Raw genomic sequence first — 13,557 nt, 5'->3', positions numbered from 1 at the left:
GCGGCAATGTCCATAATGCGGCAGCTGATCGTGATTCCAGTCGCATTGCTGGTTGGGATACTTGCGGTTCGGGCGATGGTTTTCGAGGCGCCCACTGGCCATCCCGTACGTTCGCTAGAGCGGTTGTTCGCCGCGCATCCCGACCAATTGACCGATCAGGCAATGCGCGAAATTGGGAGCGCAGCGGCGAAGGGCGGCGTCATTCCCGCTTCAGCGCGCCGGGCGATGGTCGCAGTCGCAATCCGAAAACCGCTGTCGCCGGTACCCTTCCTCGTCGCGGGTACCAATGCCCAGATGGACGGCAGCGGCCAGCGCGCCGAAGCGCTGTTCCTGGCCGCTCGATTGCGCGACCCGCGAGCGCCGGCGGCGCGTTATTTCCTCGCCGATCGCTATCTTCGGACCAACCGTATCGCCGCTGGTCTGGTTGAGATGGCGGCGCTCACCGCCATTGCCGAAAAGGCATCGGCACCGCTTGCTCCGGCATTGGCCGCTTACGCCCGCAGCCCGGGCGCAATTCCACAGCTACGGCAATTCTTTGCCGGATCGCCCGCCATTCGCGATCGGACTCTTACCACCCTCGCCGATAATGCCGCCAATGCTGACGTCATTATGGCCTTGGCCCCGCCACTTCCAGGCCGTCAGTCGCCACCGCCCAACTGGCCGGAAAGGCTGGTCAATTCGCTGGTCGCGGCGGGTGATTATGCGGGTGCCGACCACGTCTGGCGGCAGATCAACGGCACCAAGCATCGCGGCCTGCTTTACGACCCCCAATTTCGGGATCGGTCGGCGTCGCCGCCGTTCAACTGGCAGTTCATTGCGGGCGGGGGGGGATTGGCCGAAGCTTCGGGTAACGGCGGGCTCAATGTAATTTATTATGGGCGCGACGACGTTGGGCTGGCGACACAGATGATCCGCCTTGCGCCTGGCACCTACCGGCTCGCGATGCGCGTTGACGCGCCGGTCAGTGCCGATGGTCTCGCGTGGAGTGTCGCTTGCGTCAACGACCGGCAAAAACCCCTGCTTCGGCTGCCGCTCAATGGTGCCCGAAATGGCGTGATTGCAGGCAATTTCGCGGTTCCGGCCAGCGCTTGCGACGTGCAGTGGATTGAGCTTCGCGGACGACCCGGTGACACCAGCGACACCGCAGAGGCGACGATTTCCTCGCTTCGGCTGGAACCGCTTGGGGCGGGATCATGAGCGTCGTCCGCCAGGCGATCGCGCCGCTCTATTTTTTCGCGTGCATTGCGCTGGGGGGAAGCGCGCAGGGCATTTCGTCCAACCTGTTCCTGCAACTGACGGGGTTGATTATCCTGAGCTGGGCGTGGCTATCGCGAACGACCCCCAGGGATAGTCGCGCCGCTCGCTCCTTGGGCTGGATCGTCGCGCTTGCCGTCCTGCTGGCGCTGCTCCAGCTAATTCCGCTGCCGCCGGCAATCTGGACGCATTTTCCCGGGCGCCAATTTGCGGTCGATGGATATCGCTTGCTGGGCCAACCGTTGCCGTGGATGCCGTTGTCGCTGTCGCCGACGGATACGATCGCGACCGCCATGGCTTTGCTTCCCCCGCTGGCGATGCTGGCGCTGATCCTGAAGCTCGGCGCCTATCGTGACGATTGGCTGGTGTACGCCTTGTTATTCGCGACCGGCATCTCCGTCGCCTTCGGCTTCCTGCAGATCCGGGGCGATGGGATGAACCATTATTTCTATCCCTATAGCAGCTGGGGAACGGCTGCTGGCCTGTTCGCCAATGGCAATCACCAAGCGACGTTGCTGCTGGTCAGCATCCCGTTCCTTGTCGCGCTGGCGGCTCGCCGATGGCGCCAGGAACCCAAGCCCAACGATCGCCTGTTGACGGCAATCGTGGCCGGAGGAATGGCGGTCGTGGTGGCTGCCGGGGTGGCGATGAACCAATCTTTTGCCTTGCTGATCATCGGCGCTCCAGTGATCGGCGCTGCTGCTTTGCAATTGATTCCAGCGGGCCGGGTCCGGCTCGGGCGGCTGGCAGCAATGCTCGGACTGTTATTCCTCGGCGCGACTGCGGCGCTGGCGATCATGCTGTTTGCCGGGATGAGCACGTCGAACCAGACATCCGTTACCATTCGCGCCGACATCTGGGCCCATAGCAGCCGCGCGCTTGCCGATTACGGCGTGACCGGCGCTGGTATCGGGACGTTTCCGACTTTGTACCCGCTGACCGAGGATCCGGCGGTGGTCGAGCGCACCTACACCAACCATGCGCATAATGATTATATCGAGCTTGCACTCGAAGCCGGAATCCCGGGCGTTGTCTTGATGTTCGCCTTTCTTGCCTGGTGGGGCCGGCGCGCCTTTGCCATCTGGCGCTCCCCCGACGCGGCGGAGATGGCGCGCGCCGCGTGCATTGCGTCGGCCGCAATCCTGCTCCACTCGCTGGTCGATTACCCGCTTCGCACAGCGGCGATCGCGACCTGTATGGCGGTAGCGGTGGCGCTGATGGCCGATCCCGCGCGGCATCGACACAAGGCAAGCAGGGCGGATATCAGGCCAACGCGGCATTTGTCGCTTTAGGTTACCGCCGACGCAACTCCCCGGCTCGCTTGTCGTTATGGCAGGGAAACGGATTGAGGAGTGAGTTTGTGGCGTCGATTTTGAAAAGCATGATGGTTGCCGGTTTGATGGTGGGAGGCACTGCCGTAGCAGTCGCGCAACAGGCGTCGCCGACCCCTTCCGCAAAAGCTGATAAGCCATTCGTCCAGCCTGGCAGGCCTGGTTCGCCGATCGACGGGGCGATGTTCCATGCGCAAGTGCTGATGTCGGCGCAGGGATTTTCGCCCGGTGTGATCGACGGCAAGGCGGGCGAGTCATTCAAGCTCGCGCTTCGGAGTTTTCAGGAAGCGCGCGGTCTTCCGGTAAATGGCAAGCTCGATGTGGCTACGCGTGCTGCGCTGATGACGGCCGATCGACCCTCAACCGTGATGATCCGGCTCGGCCCCGACGACATTCGCAGCCAATATGTCATGCCGATGCCCAAGGATCCCGAACTACAGGCCGAGCTCAAGTTCATGGGCTATCGCAACATGCTCGAAAAGGTCGCCGAGCGTTATCACACCACCCCCGACACAATCGTTGCGCTCAACGGCCCCGCTAAGTTGATTGGCGACGGGCAGACATTGCGACTGCCAAACGTCATCCCGACCTCGCGCGATTATGCCGGCGTCCCCGGCAATGGTCCCAGCCTGTTCAACCTGCTCAACGTCGATGCCCAGCAGCCGCAGGGTAATTATGTCGTGGTCGACAAAAGTGATGGCGTGCTCAAGGTCTATGAAGGGGAACCCGGCGGCGATAATGGTAAATTGGTCGCGGCGTTTCCGGTGACGATGGGGTCCAAGAAATATCCGCTTCCGATCGGGCGTTGGAAAGCGACTACCTACGCCTATTTGCCGCCGTTCCTCTATCAGCCCGACCTGCTCCAGAATGCCAAGACCGACAAGGATGTCACGCTTCCGCCGGGTCCCAATGGCCCGGTCGGGGTGGCGTGGCTCGACCTGACCAAGGAGCATTACGGAATCCACGGCACGAACGAGCCGCAGACCATCGGTCGCGCGGAATCGAGCGGCTGTATCCGGATGACGAACTGGGATGTCGTGCGTCTCTCGCGAATGCTAAAGCCCGGCTTTACGGCGATTTTCCAAGCTTGATCGTGGAGGGCGCATGATCCGCACAGTTGCAAGCAATATTGTTACTGCGGTGCTGGTCAGCGCCTTCTGGATTATTGCCTATAACATGATCGGCAATGGCGGCGGCGTCGATGCGGCTGGCGACAAGCAAGTGGTGCGCACCGATGCCAACGGGCGCATTACAATGGCCAATGGCGTAGTGGTCGGTCCCAGCGGGCTCGCGATTCCGGTCGCGGGCGTGAAGGCTGGCCAGCTGGTCGATACTTTCACCCAGGCGCGCGCGGGCGGCGCGCGGGTGCATGACGCGATCGACATCATGGCACCGGAGGGCACCGCCGTGCTCGCCGCAGCGCCGGGAATGGTCGAGAAACTGTTCTTTTCGGCCGGGGGTGGGGGCATATCCGCCTACATCCGCTCCAATGATCGGCGCTGGATCTATTATTACGCCCATCTCCGCGACTATGCCCCCGGCATGCGCGAGGGTCAGGCCGTGCCGCGCGGCGCCCTGATCGGCTACGTCGGTTATACCGGCAATGCCTCGCCTGGCAGCCCGCACCTCCATTTCGCGATCAATGCGATGCAGCCGGGGGAGAAATGGCATCAGGGTACGCCAATCAATCCCTACCCCTTGCTTGCTGGAGAGCCCGCAAGCCGCTAGGGCACCCGCCAGCACCGGCCCCGCCTAAGCGAGGTCGGCTTTCGGCTATTTTTCACATCCATAGGTTTCCCATGAAGATCAACGCCGTCACCATTCGTCCCGGCAACATCATCGAATATGAAGGCGGCATCTGGCGCGCGGTAAAGATTCAGCACACCCAGCCGGGCAAGGGCGGGGCCTATATGCAGGTCGAGATGAAAAACCTCATCGACGGGCGCAAGAACAATGTCCGCTTCCGCTCGGCGGAGACGGTCGAGCGCGTCCGGCTCGACACCAAGGATTTTCAGTTCCTGTTCGCCGACGGCGAGATGCTGACTTTCATGGACAAGGATAATTACGAGCAGATCAGCCTGGCCCGCGACATTCTCGGCGATGCCGCCGCCTTCCTGCAAGACGGCATGGATGTGGTCATGGAACTGTATGACGAGCGCCCGATCTCGGTCCAATTGCCCGATACGATCGAGGCGATGATCGTCGAGGCTGACGCGGTGGTGAAGGGGCAGACCGCTTCATCGTCGTTCAAGCCCGCGATCCTCGATAATGGCGTCCGCGTAATGGTCCCGCCGCATATCGGCGCTGGCACCCGGATCGTGGTCGACGTTTACGAGCAAACCTATGTGAAGCGGGCCGACTAATGGTTTCGCATTCCGGCCTTATCACCGTCATGACGCGCGCGGTTCGCAAGGCCGCGCCGCGGCTTCGCCGCGATTTCGGCGAAGTCGAGCAATTGCAGGTCTCGAAAAAGGGTCCTGCCGACTTTGTGTCAATGGCCGACAAACGCGCCGAGACGACCTTGATCGAGGAGCTCCGCAACGCGCGCCCCGACTGGGCGATCCTGAGCGAGGAAGTCGGCGAGATCGAGGGTGACCCGACCAAGCCGCGCTGGGTGATCGACCCGCTCGACGGGACCAGCAACTTCCTTCACGGAATCCCGCATTTCGCAATCTCGATCGCGGTCGAGGATCGCAAGCCCAACGGCACCACCGAGATCAGCCACGGCCTGGTCTACCAGCCGCTGACCGACGAAAGCTTCTGGGCCGAAAAGGGCAGGGGCGCCTGGCTCCACGATCGCCGCCTCCGCGTTTCAGGCCGCAAATATCTCGATGAAGCGCTGATCGGCACCGGCTTGCCGCATTTCGGGCGCGGCGACGTTCCGGCATGGAGCCGCATCTACGGCGCGATCGGTCCCGAAGTGTCGGGCATCCGCCGCAACGGCGCGGCAAGCCTTGATCTTGCCTGGGTTGCGGCCGGTCGGTTCGACGGCTTCTGGGAGGACGATCTCGACATTTGGGACTCGGCGGCGGGCGTGTTGCTGGTCAAGGAAGCCGGCGGGTTCGTCAGCGATTATCGCGGCCAGGATCGGATGTTCGACCGCCGCGAATATCTCGCCGCCAATAGCGAGCTTCACTCCAAGCTCCACAAACTTCTCGCGGGGGCGCTTCGCTAGCGCCTTTTAGGCTGTTTTTCATGGTGCGACGCCTTGCCCGCGCGGGTGCGGCGTCCTAGAGAGCCGCAACGTTTCAACCCCCTGGAGTCCTCGCCTTGGCAAGCGTTGCCGCCGGATATCTGCCGATCTTGCTGTTCATCGGCATTGCGCTTGCGCTGTCGACGGCATTTGTCGTGCTGCCGATGCTCGTCAGCCGCGTGACCGGCACGCATAATCCGACCGCCGAAAAGCTCAGCGAATATGAATGCGGCTTCCCCGCGTTCGAGGGCAGCCGTGCCCAATTCGACGTCCGCTTTTACCTCGTCGCGATCCTGTTCATCATCTTCGACCTCGAAGCTGCCTTCCTCTTCCCGTGGGCGGTTTCATTGAAGGACATTGGCTGGCTTGGTTGGGGCGCGATGATGGTGTTCCTTGCCGAATTGGCGCTTGGGCTGGCGTATGCGTGGAAGAAGGGGGCACTCGAATGGGAGTGATGCTTGACCCCGCCGCCAATTCCAATCCGACCGAGGAAGAGATTGCGCGCAATGCGGGCCTGATCGCCGGGTCGGAGGAGGAAGCCAAGTTCCTCGCCATGCGCAAGCAGCTCGACCAGAAGGGCTTCCTCGTCGCCAGTCTCGACGACCTCACCACCTGGGCGCGGACCGGCAGTCTGTGGTGGATGACGTTCGGGCTTGCCTGCTGTGCGGTCGAAATGATCCACGTCAACATGCCGCGCTACGACCTCGAGCGCTTTGGCGTTGCCCCGCGCGCCAGCCCCCGCCAGTCGGACGTGATGATCGTCGCGGGCACCCTGTGCAACAAGATGGCCCCGGCGTTGCGCAAGGTCTATGACCAGATGAGCGAGCCGAAATACGTTATCTCGATGGGCAGCTGCGCCAATGGTGGCGGTTATTATCACTACAGCTACAGCGTCGTTCGCGGCTGCGACCGGATCGTGCCGGTCGATATTTACGTCCCCGGATGCCCGCCGACCGCGGAGGCGTTGCTCTACGGAATCATGCAACTGCAGCGTAAAATCCGCCGCGAAGGGACGCTCACGCGGTGATGGTCCTCCGCAACACATCCGAATTCCCGAGCGCAGAAGAGGGACTATGCCGAGCGCAGCCGAGGCTTCTGGTTCTCGGCTTCGCTCGAACGAGTCCCTCGTCTGCGCTCGGGAAGTCGGGGGTAGCGGCATGACCGTGCATCTCCCCCGGATCAAGGAGCGCACCGGCTTTTCCGACGCTTTCGCCAAGGCACTCGGCGCGAGCTTGCTCGCCACCAAGGACCATGTCGGCGAGACGAGCTTCACCGTCGCGCGCGACAGCATCGTCGAGGCTTGCCGCATCGCGCGCGATCAGTTCGGCTATCAGCAATTGATGGAAATCGCGGGCGCGGATTATCCCGAGCGGCCCGAGCGGTTCGAGGTCAATTATCATCTGCTGTCGATCACCGAGAACCACCGCATCCGCCTCAAGCTGACCACCGACGAAGCCACCGCCGTGCCGAGCGTCACCTCACTCTGGCCGGTCGCCGGCTGGCTCGAGCGCGAGGTGTTCGACCTCTATGGTGTCGCCTTCGCGGGGAATCCCGACCTCCGCCGGATCCTCACCGATTACGGCTTTGAAGGTCATCCGCTGCGCAAGGACTTCCCGCAGACCGGCTATGTCGAATTGCGTTACTCCGAAGCCGAGAAGCGCGTCGTCTACGAGCCGGTACGCCTGCCGCAGGACTTCCGCAGCTTCGACTTCCTGATGCCGTGGGAAGGCCCTGAATATCGCTTGCCGGGTGACGAGAAGGCGGAAGGTCAGAGCCCCGCCGCACCGTCGCCTGCGCCTGCCGCCACCGGCCCGACCAAGGTCATCGCCACCCCGCCGCCGCCGACGCCCAAGACCACCGACACGCCTGCGCAAACCGGCGCTGGTGCCAAGGCGAACGTCGAAGCAAAGAAGAAGTCCAGGGCCGCCCCCAAGCCGAGGGCGAAGAAATGACCACGATGGACATCATGGTCGGCGCGCCCGAGACCGGCGCCAAGCCGACCCCCGGCGACGAGACCGTCAACAATTTCACCATCAACTTCGGCCCGCAGCATCCCGCCGCGCATGGCGTGCTGCGGCTGATCATGGAGCTGGACGGGGAAATCGTCGAGCGGGTCGATCCGCATATCGGGCTGCTCCACCGCGGCACCGAGAAACTGATCGAATATCGCACCTACGCGCAGGCTTTGCCCTACTTCGACCGGCTCGATTACTGCTCGCCAATGTGCATGGAGCATAGCTACGTGCTCGCGGTCGAGAAATTGATGGGGCTCGAGGTGCCGATCCGCGCGCAATATATCCGCGTGCTGATGGCGGAATTGACCCGCATCTCCAATCACATGCTCAACCTCGGCAGCCACGTCATGGACGTCGGCGCGATGACCCCGAACCTGTGGCTGTTCGAGGTGCGCGAAGACACGATGGGGCTGTACGAAGCCGTGTCGGGCGCGCGGATGCACGCCAATTACTTCCGCGTCGGCGGGGTCCATCAGGACATTCCGGAGAAGGTGCTGGCCGACATGGCGACCTTCCTCGACAAGCGGATGCCGTTGTTCGAGGACGCGATTTCGCTGGTCGCCGACAACCGCATCTTCAAGCAGCGCAATGTCGACATCGGCACGGTTAGCAAGGAAGACGCCATCGCCTGGGGCTTTTCCGGCCCGATGATCCGCGCCGCGGGCGTGCCGTGGGACCTGCGCCGAAGCCAGCCGTACGAAGTCTATGACCGGATGGAGTTTGACATTCCGGTCGGGACCAAGGGCGATTGCTACGACCGCTTCATGGTCCGGGTGGAGGAAGTGCGGCAGTCGGCGCGGATCATGCGCCAGTGCCTGCGCGACATCCCCGCCGGGCCGATCGGCACCGACGACCGCAAGGTCTTCCCGCCGACGCGGGGCGAGATGAAGCAGTCGATGGAAGCGATGATCCACCACTTCAAGCTCTACACCGAGGGCTATCACGTCCCCGCCGGCGAAGTGTATGTCGCGACCGAAAGCCCCAAGGGCGAGTTCGGCGTCTATCTCGTCGCCGATGGCACCAACAAGCCGTACCGCTGCAAGATCCGCCCGACCGCATTCAGCCATTTGCAGGCGATGGACTTCATGATGAAGGGCCACATGCTCGCCGACACGACGGCCGTGCTCAGCGCGATCGACGTCGTGTTCGGGGAGTGTGATCGGTGAGTGCTGATCAACTCCAGAAGTTTTCATTCAATAATGGAACCGATGACCTTGAAGTTTGGGTTTATGAGGATCGGCATATCTGGGAATATCGGATTGAAGTGCGGAAAGACGCGGCGCCCGTCGTGTTTGTGAACGACAACGGCGAAAAAGCGTCCTTCAAGTATCTTGTGTCGTTCGAAGTAGAAGTAGATTCGAAAATGCAGTCTACTCCCTCTCCGCTTGCTCATATGATCAGCACGGCGAAATCTGACGCGGGTCGCTTCAAGGTTGAGAAGGTCGCGCAGAATGGCTGAGCGTCATTTCGCCCCTGACACGCCCGAACTCCGCGCCGAGTGGAGCGGTTTCGCGTGGGAAGAGGCCAACGCCAAGCTCGCGGCGGAGATCGTTGCGCGCTATCCGGCGGGTCGCCAGATGTCGGCCTCGATCCCATTTCTCGATCTTGCCCAGCGGCAGGTTGGCGAGATGACGGGGACGCAGGGGTGGCTGCCGCAACCGGTGATCGAATTTGTCGCGCGGGAACTCGACATGGCGCCGATCGCGGTGATGGAAGTCGCCAGTTTCTACACCATGTTCAACCTCGTTCCCGTGGGCAAATTCCACGTCCAGGTGTGCGGGACGACGCCATGCATGCTGCGCGGGTCGGATGACGTGCTCGCCACCTGCAAGAAGCGCGGCATGACGAAGGGTCACACCACCGCCGACGGGCTGTGGACGTTGACTGAGGTCGAATGCCTCGGCGCCTGCGCCAACGCGCCGATGGTCCAGATCAACGATGACAATTACGAGGATCTTACCGCCGACAGCATGACCGCGATCCTCGATGCCCTGGCGCGCGGCGAGCAGCCCCGGATCGGCCCCCAGATTGACCGCCAGACCAGCGCCCCCGAAGGCGGCCCGTCGTCCTTAAAGAAAATGGCCGAACGCAATTACGATTACCGGAGCCAGTGGTGATGCGATCGTGGCCCCGCGCCGAATTCCCGAGCGCAGTCGAGGGACTATGCCGAGCGCAGCCGAGGCCCAGCTTCTCGTCTTCGCTCGAAGGGACATCTCGTCTTCGCTCGATGAATCGGATTACTCGTAACACCATCGGGAGCCTGCTCTAATGGGCATCGTCATCATCATTGTCATCGCGATTATCCTGCTCGGGCTGGTGTTCAAGCTGCTCAAGCTCGCGCTGATTGTCGCGGTCGTCGTTGGCGTGGCGATGATTGCCAAGAACAAACTTGGCGGCGGCGGCGGGACGAAGCGCATCAAATGAGCATCGGCATCATCATCGTCGCGATCATCGCGGCCTTCCTCGCCTTCCGCTTCATCGCCGGAATGGTGAAGTTCGTCGTGCTCGCGGCGATCGTGATCGGCGCCGCCTATTTCCTCATGAACGGAGGGCTTGGCGGATGACCATCACCTCGCTTTCCGACAAGGATCGCATCTTCACCAATCTCTACGGCTATCAGTCGCCCGACCTGAAGGCGGCGCAGGCGCGTGGGGATTGGGACAAGACCGCCGATTTGATGAAGTCTGGCCCGGACGCAGTGATCGAAGTGATCAAGGCATCGGGGCTTCGCGGGCGCGGCGGGGCGGGATTCCCGACCGGGATGAAGTGGAGCTTCATGCCCAAGGAACCGACCGCGGGCCGTCCCAATTTCCTCGTCATCAACGCCGACGAAAGCGAGCCGGGCAGCTGCAAGGACCGCGAAATCCTGCGCCATGATCCGCACAAGCTGGTCGAGGGCGCATTGATCGCTGCCTTCGCGATGCGTGCCCGCGCCGGCTACATTTACGTGCGCGGCGAGTATATCGTCGAGACCGAGGCGATCCGCCGCGCGGTCGCCGAAGCCTATGCCGCCGGGCTGCTCGGCAAGAATGCCGCCGGGTCGGGCTGGGACTTCGACCTGTTCGTCCATCGCGGTGCGGGCGCGTACATCTGCGGCGAGGAAACCGCGATGCTCGAAAGCCTGGAGGGCAAGAAGGGTCAGCCGCGCCTCAAGCCGCCATTCCCGGCAGGAGCGGGCCTCTACGGCTGCCCGACAACGGTCAACAATGTCGAGAGCATCGCGGTGGTCCCGACCATCCTTCGTCGCGGCGCACCGTGGTTCGCGGGGATCGGCAATCCCAAGAACGAAGGTACCAAGCTGTTCCAGATCTCGGGTCATGTAAACAAGCCATGCGTGGTCGAGGAAGCGATGAGCATCCCGTTCCGCGAATTGATCGACAAGCATGCCGGCGGCATTCGCGGCGGCTGGGACAATCTGCTGGCGGTGATCCCCGGCGGCTCATCGGTTCCGCTCGTGCCGGCCGATCAGATCATCGACGCGCCGATGGATTTCGACGGGATGAAGGCGGTCGGATCGGGCCTTGGCACGGCGGCGATCATCGTGATGGACAAATCGACCGACATCGTTCGCGCGATCAGCCGCATCAGCTATTTCTACAAGCATGAAAGCTGCGGCCAGTGCACCCCGTGCCGCGAGGGCACCGGCTGGATGTGGCGCACGATGGAGCGGCTGCGCGAAGGCGACGGCACCCCGGCCACGATCGACCGGCTATACGACGTCTCCAAGCAGATCGAAGGCCACACCATCTGCGCGCTCGGCGACGCCGCCGCCTGGCCGATCCAGGGCCTGATCAAACACTTCCGCCCCGAAATGGAGCGGCGCATGGCGGAGCGAAATGGCACGATGCAGGAGGCGGCGGAATGAACGGCTCGCAAATTGCCATGCTAGCGGGCGTCGCGGTGCTGCTCTTGATCGTTGTGATCGCGTTGCGCGGTCGGTCGCGCGTAACCCAAATCGAAACCCGCCGGTCGAGCGATGCTTCTACCAGCGCAACCGTGACCAGTTCGTCCAGTGCCGATTGCGGCAGCGACGGCGGCGGAGGGTGCGACTAATGCCTAAAGTCACCGTCGATGGCGTCGAGATCGAGGTTCCGCAGGGCGCGACCGTGCTGCAGGCGTGCGAGCTTGCGGGGAAGGAAATTCCGCGCTTCTGCTATCATGAACGGCTGAGCATCGCGGGCAATTGCCGGATGTGCCTGGTCGAGGTCGCGCCGGGCCCGCCCAAGCCGCAAGCATCGTGCGCATTGCCCGCCGCTGATGGCCAGATGATCCGCACCGACACCGCGATGGTCAAGAAAGCGCGCGAAGGGGTGATGGAATTCCTGCTTATCAATCACCCGCTCGATTGCCCGATCTGCGACCAGGGCGGCGAATGCGATTTGCAGGACCAGGCGATGGCCTATGGCCGCGGGGACAGCCGCTACGACGAGAACAAGCGCAGCGTCGAAGACAAATATATGGGGCCGATCGTCAAGACCGCGATGACCCGCTGCATCCAGTGCACGCGCTGCATCCGCTTTTCGGACGAGGTCGCGGGGACGCCCGAAATGGGCATGCTGTTCCGCGGCGAAGAAGCGCAGATTACCTCCTATCTGGAGGGTGCGCTCAAGTCCGAATTGTCGGGCAATTTGGTCGATCTGTGCCCGGTCGGGGCTTTGCTGTCCAAGCCGTACAGTTTCGAGGCGCGGCCATGGGAATTGCGCAAGGTCCCCGGGATCGACGTGATGGACGCGCTCGGCACCAACATCCGGATGGACGTGCGCGGCCGCCAGGTGATGCGCATCCTGCCGCGCATCAATGATGCGGTGAATGAGGAATGGGCGCACGACAAGACCCGCCACCATGTCGATGCGTTGGTCCGGGGTCGCCTCGATCGCCCGTGGGTGCGGGTCAAGGGCAAGCTCCAGGAAGCAACCTGGAGCGAGGCGCTCGATGTGTTCGCAAAGCAGTTCAAAAAGGCCGGCGCGCAGGTCGCGGCGATTGCCGGCGATTTGGTCGATGCCGAGACGATGTACGCCGCCAAGGCGTTGCTCGCGGGGGCTGGCTCGGCGCTACTCGAAGGCCGCCAGACCGGGCTCGATTATGACGTGACCAGCCTTGGTGCAGTGCGGTTCAACACGCCGCTGGCCGATCTCGAAACCGCCGATGCGATCCTTTTGGTCGGCACCAACCCGCGCTGGGAAGCGCCGCTGGTCAACACCCGGCTGCGCAAGGCGGTGCGGCGCGGCGCGAAGGTCTATGGTATCGGGCCACAGGTCGATCTGACCTACAAGGTCGAATGGCTCGGCGACGATCTCGCCTTGCTCGCCAAGTTGCCTGACGATTTCGCCAAGGCGACACGCCCGGTGATGATCGTCGGCCCCGGCGCATTGGCTGCGGGCGGGCAGGGGGCCGCGCTCGCCGCTGCCGACGCGTTCGTCAAACCCGGCTGGAACGGCTTCAACCTCCTCCACACCGCCGCGTCGCGCATGGCCGGGCTGATGCTCGGATTCGCGCAAAAGGGTGGCATCGCTGACATCGCCAAGGCCAAGCCGTCGCTGGTCATCATGCTCGGTGCCGATGAGGTCCGCGATGGTACGTTTAAGGACGCATTCACGGTCTACATTGGCCACCACGGCGACGCGGGCGCGGCCTCGGCCGACCTCGTCCTGCCCGGCGCGGCGTACAGCGAGAAGCATGGCATTTACGTCAATCTCGAGGGCCGCGTGCAGCGCTCCGAACGCGCCACCTTCCCGCCCGGCGACGCGCGCGAGGATTGGACCAT

At 63.0% G+C, this 13,557-nt stretch carries 17 protein-coding genes; all 17 read left to right on the top strand.

Going from position 1 to position 13,557, the window contains the following annotated elements; all coding sequences use genetic code 11:
• Positions 1-15: 15 nt before the first annotated feature.
• On the top strand, positions 16-1,197 hold the full coding sequence (locus RMN73_RS09385; RefSeq protein WP_309603060.1) for a hypothetical protein: 1,182 nt from the start codon (positions 16-18) through the stop codon (positions 1,195-1,197).
• Positions 1,194-2,546, top strand: coding sequence for an O-antigen ligase family protein (locus tag RMN73_RS09380; protein ID WP_309603059.1), 1,353 nt, complete (start codon positions 1,194-1,196; stop codon positions 2,544-2,546). The genes RMN73_RS09385 and RMN73_RS09380 overlap by 4 nt, the downstream gene beginning before the upstream one ends.
• Before the next feature lie 221 nt (positions 2,547-2,767).
• Entirely contained in the window at positions 2,768-3,676 is a 909-nt protein-coding gene (locus RMN73_RS09375) for a L,D-transpeptidase family protein (protein ID WP_309603058.1), read from the top strand.
• A 13-nt stretch (positions 3,677-3,689) separates the two neighbouring features.
• Positions 3,690-4,313: a M23 family metallopeptidase gene (locus RMN73_RS09370; RefSeq protein ID WP_309603057.1), complete on the top strand. Its 624-nt coding sequence runs from the start codon at positions 3,690-3,692 to the stop codon at positions 4,311-4,313.
• A 71-nt stretch (positions 4,314-4,384) separates the two neighbouring features.
• Positions 4,385-4,948 (top strand): elongation factor P, encoded by a 564-nt coding sequence (gene efp / locus RMN73_RS09365; protein ID WP_309603056.1) that lies wholly within the window; start codon positions 4,385-4,387, stop codon positions 4,946-4,948.
• On the top strand, positions 4,948-5,760 hold the full coding sequence (locus RMN73_RS09360) for an inositol monophosphatase family protein (protein ID WP_309603055.1): 813 nt from the start codon (positions 4,948-4,950) through the stop codon (positions 5,758-5,760). Before efp ends, RMN73_RS09360 begins: the two co-directional genes overlap by 1 nt.
• A gap of 95 nt (positions 5,761-5,855) precedes the next feature.
• Positions 5,856-6,233, top strand: coding sequence for an NADH-quinone oxidoreductase subunit A (ndhC, locus tag RMN73_RS09355; protein WP_309603054.1), 378 nt, complete (start codon positions 5,856-5,858; stop codon positions 6,231-6,233).
• A 98-nt stretch (positions 6,234-6,331) separates the two neighbouring features.
• On the top strand, positions 6,332-6,805 hold the full coding sequence (locus RMN73_RS09350) for a NuoB/complex I 20 kDa subunit family protein (RefSeq protein ID WP_405051558.1): 474 nt from the start codon (positions 6,332-6,334) through the stop codon (positions 6,803-6,805).
• Between the two features lie 130 nt (positions 6,806-6,935).
• Complete coding sequence (locus tag RMN73_RS09345) at positions 6,936-7,730, top strand: NADH-quinone oxidoreductase subunit C (RefSeq protein WP_309603052.1); 795 nt, start codon at positions 6,936-6,938, stop codon at positions 7,728-7,730.
• Between the two features lie 14 nt (positions 7,731-7,744).
• Positions 7,745-8,959, top strand: a complete 1,215-nt coding sequence (locus RMN73_RS09340; RefSeq protein ID WP_309603087.1) for an NADH-quinone oxidoreductase subunit D — start codon at positions 7,745-7,747, stop codon at positions 8,957-8,959.
• On the top strand, positions 8,956-9,252 hold the full coding sequence (locus tag RMN73_RS09335; RefSeq protein WP_309603051.1) for a hypothetical protein: 297 nt from the start codon (positions 8,956-8,958) through the stop codon (positions 9,250-9,252). The genes RMN73_RS09340 and RMN73_RS09335 overlap by 4 nt, the downstream gene beginning before the upstream one ends.
• The gene (locus RMN73_RS09330; protein WP_309603050.1) at positions 9,245-9,910 is read left to right on the top strand and encodes an NAD(P)H-dependent oxidoreductase subunit E; all 666 of its coding nucleotides are present in this window, start codon (positions 9,245-9,247) and stop codon (positions 9,908-9,910) included. Before RMN73_RS09335 ends, RMN73_RS09330 begins: the two co-directional genes overlap by 8 nt.
• Before the next feature lie 151 nt (positions 9,911-10,061).
• A complete protein-coding gene (locus RMN73_RS09325; RefSeq protein ID WP_309603049.1) occupies positions 10,062-10,217 on the top strand; it encodes a hypothetical protein in 156 nt (51 codons plus the stop codon).
• The gene (locus RMN73_RS09320; protein WP_309603048.1) at positions 10,214-10,357 is read left to right on the top strand and encodes a hypothetical protein; all 144 of its coding nucleotides are present in this window, start codon (positions 10,214-10,216) and stop codon (positions 10,355-10,357) included. Before RMN73_RS09325 ends, RMN73_RS09320 begins: the two co-directional genes overlap by 4 nt.
• On the top strand, positions 10,354-11,658 hold the full coding sequence (gene nuoF / locus RMN73_RS09315; RefSeq protein ID WP_309603047.1) for an NADH-quinone oxidoreductase subunit NuoF: 1,305 nt from the start codon (positions 10,354-10,356) through the stop codon (positions 11,656-11,658). Before RMN73_RS09320 ends, nuoF begins: the two co-directional genes overlap by 4 nt.
• A complete protein-coding gene (locus tag RMN73_RS09310; RefSeq protein ID WP_309603046.1) occupies positions 11,655-11,846 on the top strand; it encodes a hypothetical protein in 192 nt (63 codons plus the stop codon). The genes nuoF and RMN73_RS09310 overlap by 4 nt, the downstream gene beginning before the upstream one ends.
• Positions 11,846-13,557 (top strand): NADH-quinone oxidoreductase subunit NuoG (gene nuoG / locus RMN73_RS09305; protein ID WP_309603045.1); only part of this gene is annotated, 1,712 nt, incomplete at its 3' end. The genes RMN73_RS09310 and nuoG, both read left to right, overlap by 1 nt.

Origin of the sequence: Sphingomonas sp. (assembly GCF_031372575.1) — a bacterium.
GTDB lineage: Bacteria > Pseudomonadota > Alphaproteobacteria > Sphingomonadales > Sphingomonadaceae > Sphingomicrobium.
Note: the sequence above shows the minus strand (reverse complement) of the source record. Positions and strands in the feature narration are given on the sequence as shown.

Excerpts from the sequence above, each read along its gene's own strand:
- RMN73_RS09385 (WP_309603060.1), top strand. The coding sequence starts at position 16 with ATGCGGCAGCTGATCGTGATTCCAGTCGCATTGCTGGTTGGGATACTT.
- RMN73_RS09380 (WP_309603059.1), top strand. The coding sequence starts at position 1,194 with ATGAGCGTCGTCCGCCAGGCGATCGCGCCGCTCTATTTTTTCGCGTGC.
- RMN73_RS09375 (WP_309603058.1), top strand. The coding sequence starts at position 2,768 with ATGTTCCATGCGCAAGTGCTGATGTCGGCGCAGGGATTTTCGCCCGGT.
- RMN73_RS09370 (WP_309603057.1), top strand. The coding sequence starts at position 3,690 with ATGATCCGCACAGTTGCAAGCAATATTGTTACTGCGGTGCTGGTCAGC.
- efp (WP_309603056.1), top strand. The coding sequence starts at position 4,385 with ATGAAGATCAACGCCGTCACCATTCGTCCCGGCAACATCATCGAATAT.
- RMN73_RS09360 (WP_309603055.1), top strand. The coding sequence starts at position 4,948 with ATGGTTTCGCATTCCGGCCTTATCACCGTCATGACGCGCGCGGTTCGC.
- RMN73_RS09350 (WP_405051558.1), top strand. The coding sequence starts at position 6,332 with ATGCGCAAGCAGCTCGACCAGAAGGGCTTCCTCGTCGCCAGTCTCGAC.
- RMN73_RS09345 (WP_309603052.1), top strand. The coding sequence starts at position 6,936 with ATGACCGTGCATCTCCCCCGGATCAAGGAGCGCACCGGCTTTTCCGAC.
- RMN73_RS09340 (WP_309603087.1), top strand. The coding sequence starts at position 7,745 with ATGGTCGGCGCGCCCGAGACCGGCGCCAAGCCGACCCCCGGCGACGAG.
- RMN73_RS09330 (WP_309603050.1), top strand. The coding sequence starts at position 9,245 with ATGGCTGAGCGTCATTTCGCCCCTGACACGCCCGAACTCCGCGCCGAG.
- RMN73_RS09325 (WP_309603049.1), top strand. The coding sequence starts at position 10,062 with ATGGGCATCGTCATCATCATTGTCATCGCGATTATCCTGCTCGGGCTG.
- RMN73_RS09320 (WP_309603048.1), top strand. The coding sequence starts at position 10,214 with ATGAGCATCGGCATCATCATCGTCGCGATCATCGCGGCCTTCCTCGCC.
- nuoF (WP_309603047.1), top strand. The coding sequence starts at position 10,354 with ATGACCATCACCTCGCTTTCCGACAAGGATCGCATCTTCACCAATCTC.
- RMN73_RS09310 (WP_309603046.1), top strand. The coding sequence starts at position 11,655 with ATGAACGGCTCGCAAATTGCCATGCTAGCGGGCGTCGCGGTGCTGCTC.